At 68.7% G+C, this 25,093-nt stretch carries 25 protein-coding genes; 19 read left to right on the top strand and 6 right to left on the bottom strand.

The features are described 5' to 3' along the window. Nucleotides 1-22 precede the first annotated feature (22 nt). The 4 genes from FHY06_RS16215 to FHY06_RS16200 are packed head-to-tail and all read left to right on the top strand — an operon-like array spanning nt 23 to nt 2,879. Complete coding sequence (locus FHY06_RS16215; RefSeq protein ID WP_184605772.1) at nt 23-865, top strand: isocitrate lyase/PEP mutase family protein; 843 nt, start codon at nt 23-25, stop codon at nt 863-865. A gap of 42 nt (nt 866-907) precedes the next feature. Continuing rightward, entirely contained in the window at nt 908-1,654 is a 747-nt protein-coding gene (locus FHY06_RS16210) for an energy-coupling factor ABC transporter ATP-binding protein (RefSeq protein ID WP_184605771.1), read from the top strand. Continuing rightward, nucleotides 1,647-2,240, top strand: coding sequence for an energy-coupling factor transporter transmembrane component T family protein (locus tag FHY06_RS16205; RefSeq protein ID WP_126184029.1), 594 nt, complete (start codon nt 1,647-1,649; stop codon nt 2,238-2,240). Before FHY06_RS16210 ends, FHY06_RS16205 begins: the two co-directional genes overlap by 8 nt. Nucleotides 2,241-2,285: 45 nt before the next feature. Beyond that, nucleotides 2,286-2,879, top strand: coding sequence for a biotin transporter BioY (locus tag FHY06_RS16200; RefSeq protein ID WP_026346485.1), 594 nt, complete (start codon nt 2,286-2,288; stop codon nt 2,877-2,879). Between the two features lie 10 nt (nt 2,880-2,889). Here FHY06_RS16200 and FHY06_RS16195 read toward each other — a convergent pair whose 3' ends face one another. Next, a complete protein-coding gene (locus FHY06_RS16195) occupies nt 2,890-3,369 on the bottom strand; it encodes a DUF6314 family protein (protein ID WP_132751982.1) in 480 nt (159 codons plus the stop codon). Nucleotides 3,370-3,557: 188 nt separating this feature from the next. Here FHY06_RS16195 and FHY06_RS16190 point away from each other — a divergent pair, with 188 nt between their 5' ends. Then, entirely contained in the window at nt 3,558-3,938 is a 381-nt protein-coding gene (locus FHY06_RS16190; RefSeq protein ID WP_019655549.1) for a hypothetical protein, read from the top strand. Between the two features lie 76 nt (nt 3,939-4,014). On the opposite strand, the gene FHY06_RS16185 is transcribed toward FHY06_RS16190, so the two are convergent. Next, entirely contained in the window at nt 4,015-4,683 is a 669-nt protein-coding gene (locus tag FHY06_RS16185) for a hypothetical protein (RefSeq protein ID WP_260310470.1), read from the bottom strand. Nucleotides 4,684-4,933: 250 nt separating this feature from the next. Here FHY06_RS16185 and FHY06_RS16180 point away from each other — a divergent pair, with 250 nt between their 5' ends. From FHY06_RS16180 to FHY06_RS16160, 5 genes are read left to right on the top strand one after another with little or no spacing between them, the layout of a single operon-like run. Next, complete coding sequence (locus FHY06_RS16180; RefSeq protein ID WP_126184027.1) at nt 4,934-5,539, top strand: DUF6891 domain-containing protein; 606 nt, start codon at nt 4,934-4,936, stop codon at nt 5,537-5,539. After that, a complete protein-coding gene (locus tag FHY06_RS16175; RefSeq protein WP_311733701.1) occupies nt 5,536-7,338 on the top strand; it encodes a VanW family protein in 1,803 nt (600 codons plus the stop codon). The genes FHY06_RS16180 and FHY06_RS16175 overlap by 4 nt, the downstream gene beginning before the upstream one ends. Before the next feature lie 16 nt (nt 7,339-7,354). Then, on the top strand, nt 7,355-7,951 hold the full coding sequence (locus FHY06_RS16170) for a hypothetical protein (RefSeq protein ID WP_184605769.1): 597 nt from the start codon (nt 7,355-7,357) through the stop codon (nt 7,949-7,951). A 47-nt stretch (nt 7,952-7,998) separates the two neighbouring features. Continuing rightward, on the top strand, nt 7,999-9,678 hold the full coding sequence (locus FHY06_RS16165) for an FxLYD domain-containing protein (RefSeq protein ID WP_184605768.1): 1,680 nt from the start codon (nt 7,999-8,001) through the stop codon (nt 9,676-9,678). A 45-nt stretch (nt 9,679-9,723) separates the two neighbouring features. After that, nucleotides 9,724-10,704 (top strand): LLM class flavin-dependent oxidoreductase, encoded by a 981-nt coding sequence (locus FHY06_RS16160; RefSeq protein WP_132751987.1) that lies wholly within the window; start codon nt 9,724-9,726, stop codon nt 10,702-10,704. A gap of 122 nt (nt 10,705-10,826) precedes the next feature. Here FHY06_RS16160 and FHY06_RS16155 read toward each other — a convergent pair whose 3' ends face one another. Next, nucleotides 10,827-12,557 carry a long-chain-fatty-acid--CoA ligase gene (locus FHY06_RS16155; RefSeq protein ID WP_184605767.1) on the bottom strand — a complete coding sequence of 577 codons (1,731 nt, stop codon included), beginning with the start codon at nt 12,555-12,557 and terminating at the stop codon, nt 10,827-10,829. A 191-nt stretch (nt 12,558-12,748) separates the two neighbouring features. On the opposite strand from FHY06_RS16155, the gene mnmA reads away from it, so the two are divergent. Then, nucleotides 12,749-13,861, top strand: a complete 1,113-nt coding sequence (gene mnmA, locus FHY06_RS16150; protein WP_184605766.1) for a tRNA 2-thiouridine(34) synthase MnmA — start codon at nt 12,749-12,751, stop codon at nt 13,859-13,861. A 28-nt stretch (nt 13,862-13,889) separates the two neighbouring features. Here the strand turns inward: mnmA and FHY06_RS16145 are convergent, their stop codons facing one another. The 3 genes from FHY06_RS16145 to FHY06_RS16135 all read right to left on the bottom strand — a co-directional run bounded on the left by FHY06_RS16145 (nt 13,890) and on the right by FHY06_RS16135 (nt 15,621). Next, nucleotides 13,890-14,378 (bottom strand): NUDIX hydrolase, encoded by a 489-nt coding sequence (locus FHY06_RS16145; RefSeq protein ID WP_184605765.1) that lies wholly within the window; start codon nt 14,376-14,378, stop codon nt 13,890-13,892. Between the two features lie 12 nt (nt 14,379-14,390). Next, nucleotides 14,391-14,828, bottom strand: coding sequence for a DUF4019 domain-containing protein (locus FHY06_RS16140; RefSeq protein ID WP_145760188.1), 438 nt, complete (start codon nt 14,826-14,828; stop codon nt 14,391-14,393). Between the two features lie 76 nt (nt 14,829-14,904). Then, on the bottom strand, nt 14,905-15,621 hold the full coding sequence (locus FHY06_RS16135; protein WP_184605764.1) for a response regulator transcription factor: 717 nt from the start codon (nt 15,619-15,621) through the stop codon (nt 14,905-14,907). A gap of 433 nt (nt 15,622-16,054) precedes the next feature. Between FHY06_RS16135 and FHY06_RS16130 the strand changes: the two genes are divergently transcribed. From FHY06_RS16130 to FHY06_RS16095, 8 genes are all read left to right on the top strand, one after another. Continuing rightward, nucleotides 16,055-17,197 carry a Re/Si-specific NAD(P)(+) transhydrogenase subunit alpha gene (locus FHY06_RS16130; protein ID WP_132751993.1) on the top strand — a complete coding sequence of 381 codons (1,143 nt, stop codon included), beginning with the start codon at nt 16,055-16,057 and terminating at the stop codon, nt 17,195-17,197. A 23-nt stretch (nt 17,198-17,220) separates the two neighbouring features. Beyond that, on the top strand, nt 17,221-17,550 hold the full coding sequence (locus FHY06_RS16125) for an NAD(P) transhydrogenase subunit alpha part 2 (RefSeq protein WP_019655561.1): 330 nt from the start codon (nt 17,221-17,223) through the stop codon (nt 17,548-17,550). Then, nucleotides 17,547-19,046: an NAD(P)(+) transhydrogenase (Re/Si-specific) subunit beta gene (locus FHY06_RS16120; RefSeq protein ID WP_184605763.1), complete on the top strand. Its 1,500-nt coding sequence runs from the start codon at nt 17,547-17,549 to the stop codon at nt 19,044-19,046. The genes FHY06_RS16125 and FHY06_RS16120 overlap by 4 nt, the downstream gene beginning before the upstream one ends. Before the next feature lie 100 nt (nt 19,047-19,146). Continuing rightward, on the top strand, nt 19,147-20,826 hold the full coding sequence (locus tag FHY06_RS16115; RefSeq protein ID WP_019655563.1) for a long-chain-fatty-acid--CoA ligase: 1,680 nt from the start codon (nt 19,147-19,149) through the stop codon (nt 20,824-20,826). A gap of 75 nt (nt 20,827-20,901) precedes the next feature. After that, entirely contained in the window at nt 20,902-21,906 is a 1,005-nt protein-coding gene (locus FHY06_RS16110) for an ABC transporter permease subunit (RefSeq protein ID WP_126184015.1), read from the top strand. Between the two features lie 8 nt (nt 21,907-21,914). Beyond that, a complete protein-coding gene (locus tag FHY06_RS16105; protein ID WP_132751995.1) occupies nt 21,915-22,829 on the top strand; it encodes an ABC transporter permease subunit in 915 nt (304 codons plus the stop codon). Nucleotides 22,830-22,960: 131 nt separating this feature from the next. Further along, nucleotides 22,961-23,986: an ABC transporter ATP-binding protein gene (locus FHY06_RS16100; RefSeq protein WP_126184013.1), complete on the top strand. Its 1,026-nt coding sequence runs from the start codon at nt 22,961-22,963 to the stop codon at nt 23,984-23,986. Next, entirely contained in the window at nt 23,983-25,026 is a 1,044-nt protein-coding gene (locus FHY06_RS16095; RefSeq protein ID WP_019655567.1) for a dipeptide ABC transporter ATP-binding protein, read from the top strand. Before FHY06_RS16100 ends, FHY06_RS16095 begins: the two co-directional genes overlap by 4 nt. The last annotated feature ends 67 nt before the right edge of the window (nt 25,027-25,093 follow it).

Raw genomic sequence — 25,093 nt, 5'->3', positions numbered from 1 at the left:
CATTCCTCAACTTGCCCAACGAATGACCATGCGAGCCAGCGACGCGCAGCAGAAGACAGAGACATTCCACCGACTGCACGAGGGCCCCGCGCCGCTGGTGCTCGTCAACGCCTGGGACGCCGCCAGCGCCCGCATCGTGGAGCGCGCCGGGTCCAGAGCCATCGGCACCACCAGCGCGGGCATGGCCTGGTCGCTGGGCTACGCCGACGGCGAGCGCATGCCGGTGGACGAACTGCTCGCTGCCAGCGCGCGCATCTGCCGCGTGGCGAGCGTGCCGGTGAGCGTGGACATCGAGAGCGGCTTCGGCGATAGCGCGCAGGCGGTGCGCGAAGTCGCAGCAGAACTGATCGGCATGGGCGCGGCCGGCATCAACATCGAGGACGGCACCCTGCCCGGTACGCGCGAGCTGGCATCGCCCGAGGTGCTGCGCGAGCGCATCGCGGCCATCCGCGGGCTGGATGCGCGCTTCTTCATCAACGCGCGTACAGACGTCTACTTCGTGCCATGGGAAGACCCGGCGGCGCGTTTCGAGGAGGCGCTGCGCCGCGCGAAGCTCTATGCGGCGGCGGGCGCGGACGGCATCTTCGTGCCGGGCATGTCCAGCCCCGAGGAGATCGCGCGGCTATCGGGTGCGCTCGAGTTGCCGCTCAACGTGTACGCGGGCTATGCGGGTGCGCTGTCGGCCGATGCCTTCGCGCGGGCCGGGGCGCGGCGCATCAGCCTGGGCTGCGGGCCGCTGCAGTCCGCGCTGGGGCTGGTGAACCGCATCGCTGCCGAAGCTTTCGACCAGGGCCGCTTCGGCACGATGGGCGAGGGAATGCTGTCGGTCGGCGAGCTCACCGCGCTCTTTCCCGCCACGGCCTGAGCCTCGCGCCGGCCGGACGGCTTCGGGTACAGTGGGCGCCCCTTGCCGCAGCCCAGCCCGTCAGATACCGATTCTTCGCACAGCATCCGCCTCGAAGCGGTGACGCTGGTGCGCGGCAGCCACCGCGTGTTCGAGGGGCTGACGCTCGACCTGCAGGAGATGCGCATCGGCCTCGTCGGCGACAACGGTGCGGGCAAGAGCAGCCTGTTCCGCCTCGTCAGCGGGCTCGACCAGCCCGAGCAGGGGCGCGTGGTGGTGCATGGCTGCGACACGCAGATCGACCGCAGCCAGCTCGCAAAGCACGTCGGGTTGATGTTCCAGAACCCCGACGACCAGATCATCTTCCCGACCGTGGCCGAGGAACTGGCCTTCAGCCTCACCGCCCGCGGCGAGACGCGGCAGGCGGCGCGGCAGCAGGCGCGCGAGTTCCTCGCGCGTCGCGGGCTGGAAGCCTGGGCCGGGCGCGCAGTGAGCGAGCTGAGCCAGGGCCAGCGCCAGCAGGTGTGCCTGCTCGCGTTGCAGATCAGCGAGCCGGCCACGCTGCTGCTCGACGAGCCCTTCGCCAGCCTCGACCTGCTGAGCCAGGCGCGCCTGGCCGCGCAGCTGGAAGAGAGCGACCACCAGATCCTCGTGTCCACGCACCTGCTCGAGCACGTCTACGACTTCGAGCGCGTGCTGTGGCTCGAACAGGGCAGGGTGCGCGCCGACGGACCGGGCCGCGAGATCTGCGAGGCCTATGCCGAGGACGTGCGCGAGCGCGCGGCGGCCGAGCGGGGGCGCCATGCGTAGCCTCTATTCGGAACAGCCGACCTGGCTGCATGCGATCGCGGCATGGATCAAGCTCGCGGTGCTGTCGGTGTGCGGCACGCTGCTGGTGCTGGTCGAGCGGCCCGCTCACCTGGCGGCGGCCTGCGCGGTGGTGCTGCTGGTGTTCGCATCGCTCGGCCGACCGGCGTGGCGGCGCGTGCGCATGCTGCTCGGCGTGGCCGTCGCGGGCGGGCTGATCGTCGGCTTCCACTGGGCGATGGGCACCACGCTGCTGGGCGTGGCCAGCGCGCTGCGCCTGGCCAGTGCCGCCACGCTCGCGCTGATGCTCACGCTGACCACCCGTTTCGAAGACCTGCTGGCGGTGCTCGAGGCCGTGCTGCATCCGCTGCAGCGCCTTGGCGTGCCGACCGAGCGGATCGCGCTCGGCCTTGGCCTGATGCTGCGCTTCGCCGAAAATTTCTACGTGCAGTGGCAGCGCCTCGACGATGCCTACCGCGCTCGCTCGGGCCACGGTGGCGGCCTGCGGCTGCTGGCGCCGCTGACCATCCGCACGCTGCAGACGGCGGAGCGCGTGGCCGATGCGCTGGCCGCGCGGCTCGGGCGCTGAATCGATCTTCCTGTCTTCTCTTCTTTCTTTTCGATTGCCATCGCCATGACCACCACTTCAGGCTCCCTCGCTTCCTCCCGCTCGCTGGCGTACATCGCGCTCTTCGCAGCGCTGATGGCGGTGTTCGGCCTGATCCCGAAGATCGACCTGCCGTTCGGCGTGCCGATCACGCTGCAGTCGCTGGGCGTGATGCTCGCGGGCTGCCTGCTGGGGCCGCGCCGGGGCTTCCTGGCGATCGCGCTGTTCCTGCTCGCGGTGGCGCTGGGCCTGCCGCTGCTGCCCGGCGGCCGCGGCGGCCTGAGCGTGTTCGTGGCGCCGGCCGGCGGCTTCCTGTTCGGCTGGATGTTCGGCGCCTTCGCCTGCGGCCTGCTGATGCGCCTGGCGGTGCGCCGCATCGGCGGAGCGACGGGCCTTCCGCTGCTGGCGGCGGCCTTCCTCTCCGCGCTGGTCGGCGGGATCGGCGTGGTCTACGGCTTCGGCATCGTCGGGCTCTCGTGGATCGCCCACATGTCGCTGTCGCAGGCCGCCGTGGCCATGCTGGTGTTCATTCCGGGCGACCTCATCAAGTGCGGCATCTGCGCGATGCTCGTGCAGACGGTGGTGCGCGGCATGCCGGCTTGGCGGCTCGACCGCGACTGAATGGCCGCGTTCAGCCCAGGCGGCTGAAGACCGTGTCCGAGAGGTAGTCCTTGCGCGGGCCGTGCACCACGTGGCGGATGCCGAAGGAGCCGTCGGGCAGGAAGCGGTAGCTGCTGTCGTAGGTGTCGGGCGTGCACAGGTGCGTGGCCGAGCCGGCGAGCACGTCGCCGTCGCGCACGATGGCGATGGCGTGGAACAGGCGCGGCGGCGTCTCGGCGAAATGCACCACGAAGCCGCCGGGCGCTCGCTCGAAGAGGTATTCGCGGTGCCCGTCGAACTCCTTGCCGTCGGCCAGGCGGATGCGGCCTTCCTCGCGGTACCTGAGCATTCCCCCGGCCTCCAGCAACGTGAACCTGGCGACGCCGCTCATGGTGGCCTGGCCTTCGATGGTGCGCTGCAGGCGCCATTCGCCCGCCAGCCGGTCGAACACGGTGTCGGGGCTTCCCCAGACGGTCGGATGGGGTGAAAGGGTGGGGGCTGATTGGCTCATGCGGGGACTCTACGACAGGCGGTGATGCGCCTTCTTGGCGGTTGATTGTTTCCAGGGTGTGAACACCGTGGTTCCATTGTCTAAGGGTTTTTACTTAGATAACGGGCGCACAATTCTTCCCATGGACCAGCCCTTCAGCTGATCCAGACCAAGAACCAGAACCCGAATTAATTGAAGGACACATCCAAATGACCGCCTCGAAGCTCCTCTCCGCCGTTTCCCTCGCCCTGCTGGCCGCTGCCGGTGTCGCCCACGCCGAAACCTATGAAGGCGTGCACCCGCTGACCTCGGCCGCCAGCCGCGCCGACGTCGCCAGCCAGGCCGTGGTCGCCGCGCACAGCGCCAACCCCTACGCCACCGGTGCCAACGCCGGCCCGGCCCCGGTGATCGTCTCGACCGCCAGCCGCGCTGCCGTCCGTTCCGAAGCCGTGGCCGCCGCCCACAGCGCTGACCCGTACGCCGAAGGCGCTTCGTCCGGCGTGGCCCCGATCGTGGCCAGCTCGGTGGACCGCGCCGCGGTTCGTGCCGCAGCCCGCGCTGCCGCCCACGGCGACGCACTGCCGCTGTAATCCGCCGCAGAGCTGAAGACTTGAAGGCCGGGCCATGCGCGATGCATGGCCCGGCCTTTTTGCGTCCGCTTGCCGATCAGCGGCCGGGCAGCAGCCTTAGTTGTGCGGTGAGGATGGGCGCGCCGCTGCCGTCCGGGGCCTCGTGCAGTTCGACGGACCACCGCGCCGCATCGAGCCCGGCGTCCGCGCGCAGTTCGCAGGCATAGAGCACCCGGCCGTCGCGTGCCTCCTCGCGCGAGGCGACGGCTTCGCAGCAGCATTCCCCGGCTGCATCGGCGGTGCGGTGCCGCATCAGGCGCATCGAAATGCGTTCCGGCGCCACCGTGCGCTCGCCCTCCTGTGCGGCCGGCACCGCCGCGCGCAGGCGCAGTTCCAGCGGCTCGCCTGCGCGAAAGCCTTCCCCGCGCTCCAGCGACATGTTCTCGAGCGCCACCCGCACCCGGCGGCGTTCGCGCAGCCTCGTGACGACGGCCAGCACCGACAGCACCGAGAAGATGCCGAAGAACGGCAAGCCGACCAGCATCCAGAGCCATTGCCAGCCGCCGGCCAGCGACCAGCGCATCGCCTGCAGGCCGAAGACGGCCATGAAGACCAGCACCGCGAGCGCGACCAGCCAGGCGATCCGGTCGGCGGCCGTCCTTGGCATGCGCTCCGTGGCCTGCGGCATGGCGGAGGTCCACGAGGTGGGCAGGCGCTCGTCGGCCGATGCGGGGGCGGGGTCTGGAAGGCGGTGTGGCTGCGGCATGGAGAGCCGCCAAGCATAGCCAGCAGTCCCGGCAAACCCGGCCATGTGGAGGAGCCGGCTGCGCCATAAGGCGCATTGCCTTGCCATGTCGCATCCTTCATGATGGTGCGATTCGGAAGGGGTGTCCGCCGGACATCATGCTTTCGCATTAACGCGCCATCGTGGTGCGCCCGGGTGAAAATACCAGCACGCTTCCGCCAGGAAAAAAGAAAGCATGACCCGCTGCCGCCGAGGCGGCAGCCCAACACGCATGGCACTCACACTCGACCCCGAAGACACGCGCGGACGCATCCACGACCTGGTGTGGAGCGGCTTTCATCCCGATGCCGATGTCGAGTGGATGATCACCGACGAGTACCTCGACCCCGACGAGCTCACCTACGAGGACCGCGCCTGGGTCAAGGCCGAGGCCGCCCGTGCATGCGCCGCCAAGCGCGCCGCCGAGGCCGAATGGCCCGAGCAGACCGAATACGACCGGCTCGAGGCCGTGTTCGCCCAGCTGCGCAGCGAGAAGATCATCGCGCTGCACCGCGCCGGCAACACGCTCGCCGACGGCCATGACGACGTGCGCGAGCAATGGCGTGCCGCGGGCCGCATGGAATCGGGCATCCGGGGCTGCTGCTTCTATCACGCACAGGATCTCGACCGGGCGGTGCGCACCGGCCGCCTGCACCTGGCCTTCAGCGGCGGGATGATTCCCGAGATCGAGCAGCGCGAAGCCAACACCGTGGTCGTGGGCCGCCGCATCGTCGAGCTGCTGCGCGCCGCCGGCTTCGGCGTGCAGTGGAGCGGCAACATCGACGAGCGCATCGAGGCCGACCTCGGCCAATGGCGCAAGCGAGGCCCCTCCGCGTGAGGGTGCAGGCCTGGCAGCCGCCGCGCCGCATCGACGCGATCGACTTCTGGCTGCGCTCGCGGCTCCTGGCCACCGCCCACGCGCTGCGCGAGACGCTGCGGCCCTCGGCCCGCCGGTGGACCGAAGGCAGCGGTGCGCTGGCCGACGCGCCGGTGCTCGCCCACTGCCGCACACCCCTGTGGACCGACGGCCGCGCCGACGAATTCCCGCTCGTGGCCGGCAAGGTGCAGAACCTGCGTGTCGCGCGCCGCGCCTTCGATGCCGTCGAGGTGCCGGCCGGCGAGGTCCTGAGCTTCTGGCGCCAGCTGGGCAGGCCCGCCGCATGGCGCGGCTTCGTGCAGGGGCGCGAGCTGCGCGGCGGCTGCGTGGTGCCGACGCTGGCCGGCGGGCTGTGCCAGCTGTCGAACGCGCTCGCCACCGTGGCGTCGCGTGCGGGCTTCGACCTGGTGGAGCGGCACGGGCACACGGCACGCATCGAGCAGGCCGGCGAGCCGGGCCCGGATGCCGTCGACGCGACGGTGTTCTGGAACTACATCGATCTGAAGGTGCGCGCCAGGCAGGCGTGGCGGCTCGAAGTGGAGCTGACCGGCTCGGAGCTGGTGCTGCGCATCCGCGGCCGCGGCGCCTCGACCGTGCCTTTCGTGCCAGTCACTGTGCGCCGCACGAACGATGACTCGAGCGGAGACGCGAACGCCGCGCCGCCGGTGGCGCGCGGCTGCCTCAGCTGCGACCAGACCGCCTGCTTCCGCCATCGCCCGCAGGTCGATGTCGGCCCGCAGGGTCTCACCGTCGCGCTGCTCGACACCTGGACGCCGGAGTTCGCGCGCTACCTGCGCGAAGAGCATCCGCGCGCGCAGCGCATGCAGCCGGTGCCGATGCGACTCGCCTTCTGGCGCAGGCCCGCGACGGGCTGGCACCGCGAGCCGGCGGCCTTGGCCCCGCAGGCACCGTGGACCGCGAGCCTGCGCCGCGCCCTGTGGCAGCGGCTGTGGGCCCGGCGGGCGGGGCGGCGGCAGGCCAGCCTGATCGATGGCCAGCGCTGGCTCGCGCAGGCTTTCGCGGCGCGGCTGAGGCCGGAGCACACGCAACTGGTGGTCGAGCAGTCGCTGCTGCCGCACCTGCAGCGCCTCGGCGCGCTCGATGGCCGCGGCGTGGTGGTGCTGGCCGGCGCGCTGCCGATGGCCGACATCGAGCGGCGGCTCGACGAAGCCTCCCGGCGCTGGCCCGATGACGCCACCCTGCGCGACTTCCGCGCCGATGCGTCGCTGGTGCGTGCGGAGTCGCTGGCATTGGCCCGCGCCTCGGCCATCGTGACGCCGCATGCCGAAGTCGCCCGGCGGCTGGCAGCGCCGGCCCCGCAGGCGCAACTGCGCAGGCTCGAATGGGCGCTGCCTCAGGCAGGGGCCGTAGTTCGCGCGGATGCCGATCTGCCGCTCGTCGTCTTCGCGGCGAGCGCGCTGGCGCGCAAGGGCGCGCGCGAGCTGGCCGCGGCCCTGCAGGGCTGGCCTTGCCGGCTGCGCGTGCTGGGCTCCGCATCCGACGACGATGGGCTCTGGCAGGGCATCGGCCATGTCGGGCACATGAACTGGCAGGGCGACTGGCTCGCAGGCGCCGCCGTGGTCGTGCTGCCCGCGCACGTCGAGCACGCGCCGCGTGCGCTGCTGCGTGCCGTGGCGGCGGGCGTGCCGGTGGTCGCATCGACGGCCTGCGGCCTGGGCGCGCTGCCCGGCGTGCGCGAGACCGCGGCCGGCGACGTGGCAGCGCTTCGCACCGCGCTGCGTGCGGCCTGTGAGTCCTGAAAGCGGAGGAAATCACGTGGCATCGACAGAACAGGCTCGCGCGGCGCTGGCTCCGCACGGCGCGCTGGCGCCGCAACTCGCTGCCGAACACTGGCGCGGCGAGATCGCGCTGCCCGAAGCGGTCGCGGCCTTCTACGAGCAGGTCGGCCCGCTGGGCAACTGGATCAACGAGCGCGTGGGCCACGCGGGCCTCACCGTCGCCACGGCCGGCAACCCGTTCAGCATTCCGCCGCTGGCACGGCTGTGGTCGCTGCAGGCCGGGTACCGGTGGCACGGCATCACCGGTGAACGTCTCGACTCATGGCCCGATCATTGGCTGGTGGTGGCCGACCAGGGCGGCGATCCCTTCGTCTTCGACCTGCGCAGCGGCGCGATACAGTTCGCCCGGCACGGCGCGGGCAGGTGGGAGGACGACGAGCCCCTCTTCGCCGAAATCCTGGAGATGGCCGCGTGCCTCGGCACCATCGGCCAGGTCTGGGATGAGGCGGGCGAAGACATCTTCATGGACGACTTCTCGGTGAACCCGGTGCATCGCGCGCGCCTCGTCGAGCGGCTCGCGCCGCTCGTGGGGGCCGACCGGGCCGAGGGAATCGCAGACGCCTTCGATTGGTAGCGGGCCGAGAGGCGCAGCAAAAGAAAAGACGGGAGCAGTTTTCAGACATGACCATCGATCTCCAGACGCTCAAGTGCGGCGAATGCGGCAGCAGCGTGCTCAAGCGCACCGGCCTCAACGAATACACCTGCGAGCACTGCGGCTCCGTCACGCTGGTGGAGGACAACGTCTCCGACCGGCTGGAGCGCGTGCTCAACCAGGTGAAGAACGAAGCCGGCCGGCGGCTTGCGGCCGAGGAGGCGCGCAAGCAGGCGCTCATGCTCCGCAAGCTCGGCATCGCGGTCGGCGTGGCGGTGGCCGCGGTGGTGCTCTTCGGCGTGATCGGCGTGGTCCTCGGCAACAGGAATGCCGACACGCGCGGCGCTTCGCAGCGCGTGGCCGCCGCCATCGACCGCACCATTCCCGTCGAAGGTCTCAAGCTCGACGAGCCGCGCCAGGTGCTCGTGGGCGGCGGCAGCTCGGCCACCCCCAAGCTGCTGGTGGTGGCGCGCAACGAGACGGGCAAGCCGCTGTCGCGCGCAGGCATCCGCGCCGTGTACTACGACGGCGAGAACAAGCTCGACGAGCGCAGCGAGACGCTGCCGGTGGCCGTGCTCGAGCCCGGCGAAAGCGCCCCCGTGCTGGTCGACATGCCCAGCGGCAAGAACGTCACGCGGCAGGAGCTGCGCGTGCAGAAGCTGGCCGAGCCCTACAGCGCGGTCAAGGGGCCGCGCATGGCGTTCTCGCGCGTGCGGCTGGTGCAGCAGGGCGACCGGGTGCGGCTGGTGGGCCGCATCGTCAACGACCGCAAGGACGCCACCACGCTCGGCGGCTTCGAGGTGCTGGCCACGCTGTACGACGACGCGGGGCAGGTGATCGGCTTCGGCCACGGCTACGGGCAGGCCAACGAGATCCAGCCCGGCGGGCGGACCTCGGTGGACGTGAGCATCTCGCGCTTCGGCCGCGCGGCGGCCATCGCGGCGTGGGACTATCGCATCGGCTACAGCGTCGTCGAGGCCTCGGGCGGACGCACGCCGGTGCTGAATGCGGAGCGCGTGGTCCGCACCGCAGGCGGAGCGGAGAGCTTCAATCCCGAGCTGCGCCTGGGCACCGACGACCTGCTGGCCGACGACAGCGAGCGCTTCGACGAGAAGCAGCTCGAGCTGCTGCCGCTGGTGGACGGGCGCAACAACATCCAGCAGCGGCTTTTCCTGGGCGAACTGGTCAACCGCAGCACCGACGCTGTCGTGCTCGCGCCGGGCGGCGTGATCTCGCGCTTCAGCGGCAGCAAGGCGCACGGCACGACCACCATCTCGGGGCTGGCCTACCTGTATCCCGGCGAGCGCTTTCCCATCTACCTGGAGCCGCAGGACATGGAGCGCATCACCGACACGCGCATCGAGTGGAAGCCCATGCGCCGCGCCGCCTTGCCCGGCCCGCGCAAGCCGCTGGAGGTGAAGGTGACGGGCACCAAGGCCGAGATCGGCAGCGTGCTGCTCAACTTCAGCCAGCGCTTTTCGTACAAGTACGTGGTGGTCAGCGGCAGCGTGAAGAACCCGGGCACGGGCATCGTCGGCAAGGTGCGGCTGTGGGTGAGCCTGCGCGACCGCACCGGGCAGCTCACGGGCTTCAAGCTGGTGGACAACCTGCCGGCCATCGCGCCGGGCGAGAGCGTGCCCTTCCAGGCGAGCGTGGAGCAGAACGGCCGCGACTTCGCCAGCGTGACCACGCTATACCAAACCGAATAGCCCCTGCGGCGACGGAAATGGGCGCTTGGGGCCATGATCGCGCCCATGATTCCGTTCTCCATCCTCGACCTTTCCCCGATCACCGAGGGCAGCGACGCCGCGCAGTCGTTCCGCAACTCGCTCTCGCTGGCGCAGCATGGCGAGAAGCTGGGCTACACGCGCTACTGGCTGGCCGAGCACCACGGCATGCCGGGCATCGCAAGCGCGGCCACCGCCGTGCTGCTGGCCTACGTGGGGGCGGGCACATCCACCATCCGCATCGGTGCCGGCGGCGTGATGCTGCCGAACCATTCGCCGCTGGTGATCGCCGAGCAGTTCGGCACGCTCGAATCGCTGTACCCGGGGCGCGTCGACCTTGGCCTGGGGCGCGCGCCGGGCTCGGACCAGCGCACCGCACGGGCCCTGCGGCGCAACCTGGAGTCGGACGCCGACCAGTTCCCGCAGGACGTGATCGAGCTGATGGACTTCATGTCGAAGAACCCGCAGCAGCCGGTGCGCGCCGTGCCCGGCGCGGGGCTGGAGGTGCCGGTGTGGATCCTCGGATCGAGCACCTTCGGCGCGCAGCTGGCCGCCCACCTGGGCCTGCCCTACGCCTTCGCCTCGCACTTCGCGCCGCAGCAGATCATGCAGGCCATCCAGATCTATCGCGAGACCTTCAGGCCTTCGGCGCAACTGCAGAAGCCGTACGTGATGCTGGGCTTCAACGTGTTCGCGGCCGACACCGACGAGGAGGCCGAGTTCCGCGCCACCTCGTGGCAGCAGGCCTTCGTGAACCTGCGCAGCGGCCGCCCGGGCCGCCTGCCGCCGCCGGTGGAGGGCTATCGCCAGAAGATCGGCCCGGCGGAGAACGCGCTGCTCGACTCGGTGCTGTCGTGCTCGGCGGTCGGTTCGGTCGAGACGGTGAAGAAGGGCGTGGAAGCCTTCGTCGCTCGCACCGGCGCGGACGAGCTCATGATCACCTCGCAGGTGTTCGACCACGTGGCGCGGCTGCGTTCCTACGAGCTGCTCGCCGGAGCTTTTCACTAGGCTCGCCCCCGGGCTTCGCGCACTGCGTGCCGCGTGCGCCAACCCCTACCAGGGGCAACACCTGAGGCCCGGCGAAGCCGGTTCCCCGGTGTTCCACGAAAAAGCCGGGTGCCGCTCGGCTGCTATGCCGCCCGCTTGCGGGCTTCCTCGTCGACGAGGTCCTTCTTCGAGAGCTTGCCCACCGGCGTCTTGGGCAGCTCGGCGCGGATCTCGAGCGCGCCGATCATCTCGTGCTTGCCAAGGCGGTTCTTCAGGAAGGCCTTGAGCTCGTCGAGTGTCAGCTCGGGCGTGCCGTCCTTGAGCTTCACGAAGGCCTTGGGCGACTGGCCGCGGTACTCGTCCGGGATGCCGATCACGCAGACCTCGGCCACCGAGGGGTGCTCGTACACCGCCTCCTCCAGCACGCGCGGATAGACGTTGTAGCCGCCGCACAGCAGCATGTCCTTGGTGCGGTCGACGATGTAGAGGTAGCCGTCGGCATCCATCTTCGCGACGTCGCCGCTGCGGAAGTAGCCGTCGGGCGTCATCGAATCGGCCGTGGCCTTGGGGTTGTTCCAGTAGCCCTTCATCACGTTCGGGCCCTTGATGCAGAGCTCGCCGGCCTCGCCGAAAGTGGTGATGTCCTTCGCCGGGTCGTCCAGGCTCACGAGCTTGATGCGAACCTGCGGCAGCGGCATGCCGCACGACCCCGCCTTGCGCAGGCCGCGCGCGGGGGTGAAGGTGCCAACGGGCGAGGTCTCGGTCATGCCCCAGCCTTCGTTCAGATGGCAGCCGGTGAGCTCGAAGAAGCGCTGCTCCACCTCCACCGGCAGCGGCGCGCCGCCCGAGCCGCAGAACTTGAGCGAGCGCAGGTCCATCTCCCTGGCCTTGGGGTGCGAGAGGATCGCGGTGTACATCGTCGGCACGCCGGGGAACACGCTGATGCGGCTGGCGGCGAGCTCGTTCATCACCGCATCGACATCGAAGCGCGTGTGCAGCACCAGCGCCGCGCCCAGGCGCACGCCGAGCAGCATCGCGGCGCTGAGCGCGAAGATGTGGAAGAGCGGCAGCACCACCAGGAAGCGCTCCTTGCCTTCATCCAGGATGGGCGGCTCGCCCCGGGTCGACTCGTAGTACTGCGCCGAGGCGGAGGTGAGGTTGGCGTGCGTGAGCATCGCGCCCTTGGGCAGGCCGGTGGTGCCGCCGGTGTACTGCAGCACCACGATCTCTTCGGCGAGGTCGCCCAGCGGGTAGGTCTTGTGAGTGCCTTCGCTTTTCAGCAGGTCGGTGAAGCGCACGTGCCGGTCGTCCACCGGCACCGGGGCGATCTGGCCGGCGCCCTGCAGCTGGGCCTGCACCTTGTCGCCCATGGCGCCGTAGTCGCCGAGGCTGCCGACCACCAGCGTCTTCAGGCGCGAGCTGTCGAGCAGGCGCGCCATCTGCGGGTAGAGGTTGACGAGGTCGAGGGTGACGAGGATGTCGGTGCGGCTGTCCTCGATCTTGTGTGCCAGCACGCGCTCGGCGTCCAGCGGCGAGTAGTTGACCACCGTGCCGCCGGCCTTCAGCACAGCGAAGAAGGCGATCGGGTAGTGCGGCGTGTTGGGCAGGTAGAGGCCGACGTGCACGCCCGGTTTCACGCCCAGGTCCTGCAGTCCCTTGGCCGCGCGCTCGACGGCAGCTCCGAGTTCGCGGTAGGTGATGGCCTGGCCCATGAACTCGACGGCGGATTGGCCGGGCCAGCGTTCGACGGCCTCGTCGAGCATCTGCTGCACCGGCTTTACCGGCAGTTCGGCGTCCCAGCGCATGCCTTCGGGATAGGTGCGGGTCCAGGGGAGGATGTCGCCGGCGGTGGCGGCGGTCGAAGGTGTAGCCATGCGTCTTGTCTCCGCTTGCGTTTGTCGTCTCGTGAATGGCGTGGCGGGTCTTGCTGCCGCCTTCGTCCGGAATCACTTTAGCGCCGGCCCTCCTGTCGATGGCCGTCGGGCTGACAAACCGGCGACACGGGTTTTCCCGATTTCCCACACGCCGCAGGCCCCTTCCACGGGGCTGGGACAATAGGGGGCTTATGGCAAAGCATCGGATCGTTGTGGGACTCAGCGGCGGAGTGGATTCCGCGGTGACGGCGCACCTGCTCAAGCAGCAGGGGCACGAGGTGGTCGGCATCTTCATGAAGAACTGGGAAGACGACGACGACAGCGAGTACTGCTCGTCGAACATCGACTTCGTGGACGCCGCCAGCGTGGCCGACGTGCTGGGCATCGAGATCGAGCACGTCAACTTCGCGGCCGACTACAAGGACCGCGTGTTCGCCGAGTTCCTGCGCGAGTACAAGGCCGGCCGCACGCCCAACCCCGACGTGCTGTGCAACGCCGAGATCAAGTTCAAGGCCTTCCTCGACCACGCCATGCGCCTGGGTGCCGAGAAGATCGCCACCGGCCACTACGCCCGCGTGCGGCTGAACGAGGCCACCGGCAGGCACGAGCTGCTCAAGGGGCTCGATCCGTCGAAGGACCAGAGCTACTTCCTGCACCGCCTGAACCAGGCGCAGCTGTCGAAGACGATGTTCCCGATCGGCGAGCTGCACAAGACCGAGGTGCGCCGCATCGCCGAGGAAATCGGCCTGCCCAACGCCAAGAAGAAGGACTCGACCGGCATCTGCTTCATCGGCGAGCGGCCGTTCCGCGAGTTCCTCAACCGCTACATCTCCAAGGAGCCGGGCCCGATCAAGGACGACCGCGGCCGCAAGCTGGGCGAGCACCAGGGCCTGAGCTTCTACACGCTGGGGCAGCGGCAGGGGCTGGGCATCGGCGGCGTGAAGGAAAAGGGCGCGCAGCGCGGCTCGGGCGACCATTCGCCCTGGTTCGTGGCGCGCAAGGACGTCGAGAAGAACACGCTGTGGGTGGTGCAGGGGCACGACCATCCGTGGCTGCTGTCCTCGGAACTGAAGGCGGACGACGCGAGCTGGATTTCCGGCGAGGCGCCGGTGCCGGGCGCCTACGGCTCCAAGGCGCGCTACCGGCAGGCCGACGCGGCCTGCGAGATGGAAACGGTGGCAGGCGGTGCGAACCCCGCCGTCTTCGGCCTGCGGTTCGGCGATCCGCAGTGGGCGGTGACGCCGGGGCAGTCGGCCGTGCTCTACGACGGCGAACGCTGCCTGGGCGGCGGCGTCATCGTCTGACTGACACCGGAGCCCCTCACTCTTCGATTCAGGGCTGCGACCACACCGATTCGTCGACGTGCACCACGTCGAGCGGGTGGCGCTTGCCGGCCAGGTGGTCTTCCACGCACCGCAGCAGCAGCGGGCTGCGGTGCCGCTGCACGCTCGCGCGGATCTCGTCGGCCGTCATCCACACGGTGCGCACGATGCCTTCGTCGAGCGCTCGGCCTTCCTCGAAGGCACCCAGGGTGCCAGTGAAGGCGAAGCGCATGTAGGTGGTGTCTTCGCCGCGCTCGGCCAGCGGGCGCGAACGGGCCATGTAGATGCCGATGAGCGCAGTTGGCGTGAAATGATGAGCCGTTTCTTCCAGCGTCTCGCGCGCGCAGCCCTCGGCCGGTGACTCCCCGGGGTCGAGGTGGCCGGCGGGCGTGTTGAGGCGCAGGCCGTCGGGCGTGTTTTCCTCGACGAGAAGAAAGCGCCCCTCGCGCTCTATCACCGCGGCGACCGTGACATTGGGCTTCCAGCGCGAAGTTGCCATCTTTTGCCCCTCTTATTTCAGTACATAGCCACTGAAGCGCCAGATGCGGTCCTGGTCGAGGTGAAAGCTCACGAGTTCGCGCACGGAGCCTTCAGGCTTGTTCGCGAAGCGGGATTCGTACTCGACGCTGACGTACTGGCCGGCCGTGTCGGGATCGGCGTCCGCGACGACCTGGCGATTGACTGCCACCCAGGTGCGCATCTGCGGCGCACCGATGGTCGACCGGCTGCGGCTGACCTGGCTGACGAAGTCGGCGCGGGAGACGCGCTTGCGGGCGGCAGGCGTGGCGCCGTCCCACAGTTCGCCGGCGCGGCCCTGGTCGATCATCTGGATGGCCAGCATGCCGCCGCGCACCATGTCGCTGGCTTCGACCTCTTCCCCGGCGGTGGCAGGGCCGAGCCAACTCCAGAGCAGTGTGATGGCGAGCAGCAGCCGGATCATCGGATTCATTCGTCTCGTTCCTCGGTGCGGCGCACGCCGGGCGCGCCGTTTCAGAGACTACTGTAGCTCGGCCTGAAACCCGACTTCAGCGGGCATCGACCACGCTGGGCAGCGCATCGGCCTCGATGGTTTCGAGGCGGTAGCCGAGGCCGTAGATGGCCAGCAGCAGGAAACCGTTGGCCGGGCGCAGGTCGAGCTTGGTCCGAAGCCGCGAGATGTGCGTGTCGAGCGAGCGCGACAGCGCCTCGATGCCGAGGCCCCAGACGGCTTCGTGCAGATGCTCGCGCGAGAGCAGCCGGCCGAGGTTCTGGAACAGGAAGAGCGCGAGTTCGTATTCCCGGTTCTTCAGCTCGACCTGCACACCCCGCACCTTCAGTACGCGCGAAGGCGGGTAGAAGTGATAGGGGCCGAAGACCAGTTCGCTCTCGTGCTGGGCCGGGTAGGACCGTCGCAGCAAGGCGTTGACGCGGGCTTCGAGTTCGCCGGAGCGCGTGGGCTTGGCCATGAAGTCGTCGGCTCCCGCATTGAGGCCCTCGACCATGTCGGCCTCGCCGGGCTTGTCGGAGACGAAAAGAATGGGAACGCGGCTGTTGAGATCCCTGCGGATGGTCGCGACCACCTCGGGCCCCTTCATGTCGGGGAGATCCCAGCCGAGTATCAGCAGGTCGAAGGTCTGGCGGCGCATCGCCTGCAGCAGCGCCTTTCCTTCCGTGTAGGGATGGCACTCATGTTCGAGCGCCGCCATGGTTTGATTGATCCGCCTGAAGTGGTCTACACCTTCGTCGAGTACCGCGATTCGCATTCCAAACCCCTTTTTTCCTCCCTTCGTCAGCTTCCGTGAACTGGCGATTCTTGGGCAGAAGTGTATCTATCTGCGACTAAGGTAAAGTTTTTGGGATTGCAACTAATGCACGCAAATCGTGGATTTCTGATTGCTTGTTAACGAAATTGGCGACAGTTGGATACAAATAGAGATTTCGAGCGATGGCGTTGCGGACGTCTTCGCGGCTCGGTTCCGCACGTCGCCTGGCAGCGCGGGGTGCCGCTCCATGGTCCGTCCCGCTAGCGAATACCCCAATTCGCTATCAATTGAATAGCTGAAGTTATAGTATCCATAAGCTCCTCCACGCTTTGGGATGAAAACGACAGAGCGTTTCGGCGACAGCTCCCGGCTGTAATCTTGCTGTAAGCTGCCGGCACATTCCCCCTGTGCCCCTTGCTCTGAGGAGATCTCTATGCTGATAGGCGTGCCCGCCGAGACACTGGCAGGCGAAACCCGCGTGGCTGTTACACCTGAGACGGTGAAGAAACTGGTCGCCTCAGGGCACACCGTACGGGTACAGGCGGGAGCGGGCGTGGCAGCCAGCGTGACCGACGCGGCCTACCAGGCCGCAGGCGCGGAGATCACCGACCAGGCCGGCGCCTTCTCCGCCGACATGGTCCTCAAGGTCCGCACACCCACCGAGGCCGAGACCGCGCTGCTGAAGTCCGGCGCTGTCGTCATCGGCATGCTCAACCCCTTCGACGCCGCCGGCCTGCAGCGCCTGGCGGCAGCCGGCGTCACCGCCTTCGCGCTCGAGGCCGCCCCGCGCACCACCCGCGCCCAGAGCATGGACGTGCTCTCCTCGCAGGCCAACATCGCCGGCTACAAGGCCGTGATGATCGCGGCCGACAAGTACCAGCGCTTCTTCCCCATGCTCATGACCGCGGCCGGCACGGTGAAGGCCGCGCGCGTCGTCATCCTGGGCGTGGGCGTGGCGGGGCTGCAGGCCATCGCCACCGCCAAGCGCCTGGGCGCCGTCATCGAGGCGTCCGACGTGCGCCCGAGCGTCAAGGAGCAGATCGAGTCGCTGGGCGGCAAGTTCATCGACGTCCCCTACGAGACCCAGGAAGAGAAAGACGCGGCCGAAGGCGTCGGCGGCTACGCGCGGCCGATGCCCGCGAGCTGGCTCACCCGGCAGCAGGCCGAGGTCGCCAAGCGCGTGGCGCTGGCCGACGTGGTCATCAGCACCGCGCTCATCCCGGGCCGCGCCGCGCCCACGCTCATCACCGAGGACATGGTCAAGTCGATGAAGCCGGGCTCGGTGATCGTCGACATCGCGGCGGGCAAGGGCCCAGTCAATCCCGATGGTGGCGTCGGCGGCAACTGCCCGCTGTCTGAGGCCGACAGGACCGTCGTGAAGCACGGCGTGACCATCGTGGGCGAGACCAACCTCGCCGCGCTCGTGGCGGCGGATGCGTCGGCGCTCTATGCGCGCAACGTGCTCGACTTCCTCAAGCTCATCGTCACCAAGGAGGGCGCGCTGAAGATCGACCTCGAGGACGACATCGTCGCCGCCTGCCGCGTCACGCAGGACGGCCAGGTCACGAAGAAGTAACAACGCCCGTCGAGGAGAAGAACATGGACATCGTCTCTCACACCGTCATCAACCTGATCATCTTCGTGCTGGCGATCTACGTCGGCTACCACGTCGTGTGGACCGTCACGCCGGCGCTGCACACGCCGCTGATGGCCGTGACCAATGCCGTCTCGGCCATCGTGATCGTGGGCGCCATGCTGGCGGCCGCGCTCACGACCACGCCGCTGGGCAAGACCATGGGCGTTCTGGCCGTGGCGCTGGCCGCGGTGAACGTCTTCGGCGGCTTCCTCGTCACGCGGCGGATGCTGGAGATGTTCAAGAAGAAGGACAGGAAGGCCGCACCGAAGGCTGAAGAGGGAGCCGCCAAGTGAGCATGAACCTCGTCACGCTGCTGTACCTCGTCGCCAGCGTCTGCTTCATCCAGGCCCTCAAGGGCCTGAGCCATCCCACCACCTCCATCCGCGGCAACATCTTCGGCATGACCGGCATGGCGATCGCCGTGCTGACCACCGTCGCGCTGATCCACGGGCTGACGCGCTCGCTCAACGTCGACTTCGGCACCGGCATCGCCTGGGTGCTGGCCGCGGTCGTCGTCGGCGGCGGCCTGGGCGCCTACATGGCCAACAAGGTCGAGATGACCAAGATGCCCGAGCTGGTTGCCTTCATGCACAGCATGATCGGCCTGGCGGCGGTGTTCATCGCGGTGGCCGCGGTGGCCGAGCCATGGGCCTTCGGCATCACCGCCGCGCCTGCCGCTGCGCTCATCGGCGCGCAGACGCCGGACGGCGCCGTCATTCTCGACGGCTTCGTGCGCTACGCGATTCCCCCCGGCAACCGGCTGGAGCTGTTCCTGGGCGCGGCCATCGGTGCCATCACCTTCAGCGGCTCGGTCATCGCCTTCGGCAAGCTCTCGGGCAAGTACAAGTTCCGCCTGTTCCAGGGCGCGCCGGTGCAGTTCTCCGGCCAGCACATGCTCAACCTCGTGCTGGGCCTGGCGACCATCGGCCTGGGGCTGGTGTTCGTGTTCACCGAGAGCTGGACGGCCTTCTTCGCGATGCTGGCGCTGGCCTTCGTGATGGGCGTGCTCATCATCATCCCGATCGGCGGCGCGGACATGCCGGTGGTGGTGTCGATGCTCAACAGCTACTCGGGCTGGGCAGCCGCGGGCATCGGCTTCAGCCTGAACAACGCGATGCTGATCGTGGCCGGCTCGCTGGTGGGTTCCTCGGGCGCGATCCTGAGCTACATCATGTGCAAGGCCATGAACCGCTCGTTCTTCAACGTGATCCTGGGCGGCTTCGGCGGCGAGGCGGCCGCGGCCACCGGCGGCGCGAAGGAGCAGCGCCCGGTGAAGAGCGGCAGCGCCGACGACGCGGCCTTCGTGCTCGGCAATGCCGAGACGGTGGTGATCGTGCCGGGCTACGGCCTGGCCGTCGCCCGTGCCCAGCACGCGGTGAAGGAGCTTGCGCAGAAGCTCACCGAGAAGGGCATCACGGTGAAGTACGCCATCCACCCGGTGGCCGGCCGCATGCCCGGCCACATGAACGTGCTGCTGGCCGAGGCCGAGGTGCCCTACGACCAGGTGTTCGAGATGGAGGACATCAACGGCGAGTTCGGCCAGGCCGACGTGGCGATCATCCTGGGCGCCAACGACGTGGTGAATCCGGCCGCGCACACCAAGGGCAGCCCGATCTACGGCATGCCGATCCTGGAGGCCTACAAGGCCAAGACCGTCATCGTGAACAAGCGCTCCATGGCCGCGGGCTACGCCGGCCTGGACAACGAGCTGTTCTACATGGACAAGACGATGATGGTCTTTGGCGATGCTAAAAAAGTAGTGGAAGATATGGTCAAGGCCATCGAATAGGCCGAAGGTCCCCGTCCGCGCAGCGGACGAGTTCTTCGCGGCGCCACTTCGTGCGCCGTTTTCGTTTTCAACAGTCCGACTCCCGGAGGAGACAAATCCAATGACCGATCGTCCCTGGCTCAGCAGCTATCCGCAGGGCGTGCCCGCCGATATCGATGCCTCGCACTACCCCTCGCTGGTCGCGCTCATGGAGGAGAGCTTCACGAAGTACGCCGACCGCACGGCCTACAGCTTCATGGGCAAGGACATCAGCTACGGCGAGACCGACAGGCAGAGCAAGTCGTTCGCCGGCTACCTGCAGGGCCTGGGCCTCGCCAAGGGCGACCGCGTCGCGGTGATGATGCCCAACTGCCCGCAGTACCCGATCGCGGTGGCGGGCATCCTGCGCGCGGGCCTGATCCTGGTCAACGTCAATCCGCTGTACACGCCGCGCGAGCTGGAGCACCAGCTCAAGGACTCGGGCGCGAAGGCCATCGTCATCATGGAGAACTTCGGCACCACGCTGCAGCAATGCATCGCGAGCACGCCGGTCAAGCACATCGTGCTGGCTTCCATGGGCGACCGCCTCGGCTTCCTCAAGGGCGCGCTCGTCAACTACGTGGTGCGCAACGTCAAGAAGATGGTGCCCACCTTCAGCCTGCCGGGCGCGGTGCGATTCAACGACGCGCTCGACAAGGGTGCGGGTGCCTCGTTCAAGCCCGCGGCCATCGGGCCCGACGACGTGGCGGTGCTGCAGTACACCGGCGGCACCACCGGCGTGTCGAAGGGCGCCGTGCTCCTGCACCGCAACGTGATCGCCAACGTGCTGCAGTCCGAGGCGTGGAACGAGCCGGTCATGAACAAGGTGCCGGCCAACGAGCAGCCCACGGGCGTGTGCGCGCTGCCGCTGTATCACATCTTCGCGTTCACGGTCGGCATGATGCTGAGCATGCGCACGGGCGGCAAGCTGATCCTGATCCCGAATCCGCGCGACATCCCCGGCGTGCTGAAGGAGCTGTCGAAGCACACGATCCACAGCTTCCCGGCCGTCAACACGCTGTTCAACGGGCTCGCGAACCACCCCGACTTCAACACCGTCAACTGGAAGAACCTCAAGGTCTCGGTGGGCGGCGGCATGGCGGTGCAGGCCGCGGTGGCGAAGCTCTGGCTCGAGAAGACGGGCTGCCCGATCTGCGAGGGCTACGGCCTCTCCGAGACCTCGCCCTCGGCCACCTGCAACCCGACCAACAGCACCGCCTACACCGGCACCATCGGCCTGCCGCTGCCGAGCACCTGGCTCAAGCTGCTCGACGACGAAGGCAACGAGGTGCCCGCGGGCGAGCGCGGCGAGATCGCCATCAAGGGCCCGCAGGTGATGGCCGGCTACTGGCAGCGCCCCGACGAGACCGCCAAGGTCATGACGGCCGACGGCTACTTCAAGAGCGGCGACATCGGCGTGGTCGACGAGCGCGGCTACTTCAAGGTGGTCGACCGCAAGAAGGACATGATCCTGGTGTCGGGCTTCAACGTGTATCCGAACGAGGTCGAGGACGTTGTCGCACTCATTCCGGGCGTGCTCGAATGCGCAGCGGTCGGCGTGCCCGACGACAAGACCGGCGAGGCAGTGAAGCTCGTCATCGTCAAGAAAGACCCTTCGCTCACGGAGGCTCAGGTGCGCGAATACTGCAGAGCAAACCTTACGGGTTACAAGCAGCCGCGCATCGTAGAGTTTCGTACCGACATGCCGAAGACGCCGGTCGGAAAGATCCTTCGCCGCGAGCTGCGCGACGCCAAGAAGTAAGTGCGCAAGCGTGCGCTGAAGTAAGGGTTCGGCCCGGGTGGGGCCGAGGCATCGATCTTGCATATTCGCGGGTCGATGCTCAGGTTTGTCTTTACCCGTTTGAGTCTGTTGGTGCCGACCTTCTTCGGCATGACACTGCTCGCCTTCTTTCTCATCCGGCTGGTGCCGGGTGACCCCATCGAGACCATGGCCGGCGAGCGCGGGATCGACCCCGCGCGCCACGCCGAGCTGCGCACCGCCTACGGCTTCGACAAGCCGGTGATCGTGCAGTACGGCATCTACATCGCCCGCGTGCTGCACGGCGACCTCGGCAAGTCGCTCATCACGCAGGACACGGTGATGAGCGAGTTCCTCTCGCTCTTCCCGGCCACGGTCGAGCTCGCGGTGTGCGCCATCCTCTTCGCGCTGCTGCTCGGGCTGCCCGCGGGCATCCTCGCGGCGGTGCGGCGCAACTCCATCTTCGACCACGGCGTGATGGCGACCTCGCTCACCGGCTACTCGATGCCGATCTTCTGGTGGGGGCTGCTGCTCATCCTGTTCTTCTCGGTGCAGCTCGGGTGGACGCCCGTGTCGGGCCGCATCGCGGTGCAGTACTACGTGGAGCCCGACACCGGCTTCCTGCTGATCGACGCATTGCGCGCTGGCGATACCGACGCCTTCTGGTCGGCACTGCACCACCTCGTGCTGCCGGCCGTGGTGCTTGGCACGGTGCCGCTCGCGGTCATCGCGCGCATGACGCGCTCGGCCATGCTCGAGGTGCTGGGCGAGGACTACATCCGAACCGCGCGCGCCAAGGGCCTGTCGCGCTTTCGCGTGGTGGGGCTGCATGCGCTGCGCAACGCGCTCATTCCGGTGGTGACAGTCATCGGCCTGCAGGTGGGCGTGCTGTTCACGGGCGCAATCCTCACCGAGACGATCTTCTCCTGGCCCGGCGTCGGCAAGTGGCTCATCGAGGCCATCGGCCGGCGCGATTACCCGGTGCTGCAGGGCGGCATGCTGCTGCTCGGCGGCATCGTGATGCTGGTCAACCTTCTCGTGGACGTGGCGTACGGCGTCATCAACCCGCGGATCAGGCGCTGAGCTTCCCCATGGCGACAACCACGCAAATCACCGTTTCCGACGGTGCGGGCAAGAGCACCGCACCTCCCGGCCCCTGGCGCGAATTCTGGACGGCCTTCTCGGCCAACCGGGGCGCGGTGATCGGGCTCGCCACCATCGTCGTGCTGCTGCTGGTCGCGCTGCTCGCGCCGTGGATCGCGCCGCATGCGCCCAACGAGACCAACAGCGCCGCCTTCCTGCAGCCGCCCGCGTGGCAGCAGGGCGGCTCGATGAGCTACCTCCTGGGCACCGACGCCATCGGCCGCGACATTCTTTCGCGGCTCATGTACGGCGCGCGCCTGTCGCTGTCGATCGGCGTCGCGGTGGTGGCGCTGTCGGTGGTCGTCGGCATCGTGCTCGGTCTCGTCGCGGGCTTCTTCCGCGGCGTGCTCGAGATCGCGATCATGCGGCTGATGGACATCGTGCTCACGCTGCCCAGCCTGCTGCTGGCCATCGTGATCGTCGCGATCCTCGGGCCGGGCCTCGTCAACGCGATGCTCGCGGTGGCCATCGTGGTGCTGCCGCACTACGTGCGCATCACGCGCGCGGCCGTCATCGCCGAGGTCTCGCGCGACTACGTCACCGCAGCGCGCGTGAGCGGCGCCGGCACGCTGCGGTTGATGTTCCGCGAGGTGCTGCCCAACTGCGCCGCGCCGCTGATCGTGCAGGCCTCGCTCGGCATCTCCACCGCCATCCTCGACGCGGCGGCACTCGGCTTCCTCGGCCTCGGCGCGCAGCCGCCCTCGCCCGAATGGGGAACCATGCTGGCCGACGCGCGCGAGTTCGTGCTGCGCGCGTGGTGGGTCGTCACATTCCCCGGCATGGCCATCCTCGCTGCCGTGCTCGCATTCAACCTCCTGGGCGACGGGCTGCGCGATGCGCTCGACCCGAAACTGAAACGCTAGCATGAAGCACACCCCCAGGCTTGCCCACTTCGTGCGGCCTCCAACCCCCTTGCGGGGGGCGACACCGGCGGCCCGGCAAAGCCGGTTCCGCGGTGTTCCTGGAAGATTCCTTTCGGGCCGGAGTCACTGAGATGCCCCTGTTGGAAATAAAGGACCTGCACGTCGAGTTCCCTACGCAGGGCGGCGTGCTTCATGCGGTCGACGGCGTGAGCCTCAGCCTCGAGGAAGGCGAGGTGCTCGGCATCGTCGGCGAATCGGGCTCGGGCAAGAGCGTCACGATGATGGCGCTGATGGGGCTCGTCGGCTTCCCGGGCCGGGTTCGCGCGCAGCACATGCGCTTCGCGGGCAACGACCTGCTCGGCATTTCCGACAAGGCGCGCCGCGCGCTGGTCGGCAAGGAGGTCGCGATGATCTTCCAGGAGCCGACCACCAGCCTCAACCCCTGCTTCACCATCGGCTTCCAGCTGATGGAGACGCTGCGGCTGCACCTGAAGCTCGACAAGCGCGAAGCGAAGAAGCGCGCGACCGAGCTGCTCGAGCAGGTCGGCATTCCGGCCGCGTCGTCGCGCCTGGGCAGCTTCCCGCACCAGCTTTCCGGCGGCATGAACCAGCGCGTGATGATCGCGATGGCCATCGCCTGCAATCCGCGCCTCCTGATCGCCGACGAGCCGACCACGGCGCTCGACGTGACCATCCAGGCGCAGATCCTCGACCTGCTGCGCGACCTGCAGAAGGAGCGCGGCATGGCGCTCGTGCTCATCACGCACAACATGGGCGTGGTCAGCGAAATGGCGCAGCGCATCGCCGTGATGTACGCGGGCCAGGTGATGGAGCACCAGCGCGTCGACCGGCTCTTCGCCCAGCCGCAGCATCCCTACACCGAGGCGCTGCTGGCGGCACTGCCCGAGCGTGCCGCGCCCGAGGGCCGCCTTGCCACCATCAGCGGCGTGGTGCCCGGCGTGCACGACCGGCCTGCGGGCTGCCTGTTCGCGCCGCGCTGCAGCTACGTCACCGAGCGCGCCTGCCAGGTGCGTCCGGCGCTGCGCGAGTCGCACGGCGCCGAGGTGCGCTGCCACTTTCCGCTCGGCGATCCGGGCCGCGCGCAAGCCATCGCGAGCGATCCGCCGAAGCACCGAGCGGTGGAGGCCGCGGCATGAGCGAGGCATCGGCAAGCGCATCCGGCGAAGTGGTGGTCGAGGCGAAGAACCTCCAGCGCACCTACGACATCCGCCGCGGGTTGTTCCGTGCGCCCTCGCAGCTGCGCGCGGTGGGCGACATCTCCTTTCGCATCGAGCGCGGCCGCACGCTGGCGGTGGTGGGCGAATCGGGCTGCGGCAAGTCGACGCTGGCGCGCATGGTCGCGCTGATCGAGAAGCCGACGGCGGGCCGGCTCACGCTGGTCGGCGCCGACGCGGTCGACACACCGGCCGAGCGCAAGCGCGAGCTGCGCCAGGCCGTGCAGCTGGTGTTCCAGAACCCCTACGGATCGCTCAACCCGCGCAAGAAGATCGCGACGGTGCTGGAGGACCCGCTGGCCATCAACACCAGTCTCGGCAGGCAGGAGCGCGCGGCCAAGGCGCGCGACATGCTCGCGCGCGTGGGCCTGCGGCCCGAGTACGCCAACCGCTATCCGCACATGTTCTCCGGCGGCCAGCGCCAGCGCATCGCCATCGCGCGCGCGCTGATGCTGAGCCCGCGCCTGCTGGTGGCCGACGAGCCGGTGTCGGCGCTCGACGTGTCGATCCAGGCGCAGGTGCTGAACCTGCTGGCCGACCTGCAGGCCGAGCTGGGGCTGGCCTACCTCTTCATTTCGCATGATCTGGGCGTGGTGCGGCACATCGCGCACGACGTGCTCGTGATGTACCTCGGCCATGCGGTGGAGCAGGGCCCGAAGTCGCGCATCTTCGCGCGGCCGCTGCATCCGTACACGCAAGCGCTGCTGGCGTCCACGCCGGGGCTCAGCAGCCAGCGCATCGTGCTCAAGGGCGAGCTGCCTTCGCCGCTGAACCCGCCTTCGGGCTGCGTGTTCAGCACGCGCTGTCCGCACGTGCAGCAGCGCTGCCGCGAAGAGCGGCCGCTGCTGCGCGCGCTCGACGAGCGGCAGGTGGCCTGCCACTACGCGGAGAAGTTCCTCGAAGGCGCGCCGCTCGTGCGCGCCGACGTTCCGCCCGCCGCCGCCGTGGCGGCGAATCCCTAGCGTTCCTTCGGTTTCCGTTGCGTTTCCCGTTCTCGCAGTTCCTTCAACCGTGTATCAAGGAGTCCAC

The organism is Variovorax atrisoli (genome assembly GCF_014195185.1).
In the GTDB taxonomy this organism is placed as follows: domain Bacteria; phylum Pseudomonadota; class Gammaproteobacteria; order Burkholderiales; family Burkholderiaceae_C; genus Variovorax; species Variovorax atrisoli.
Note: the sequence above shows the minus strand (reverse complement) of the source record. Positions and strands in the feature narration are given on the sequence as shown.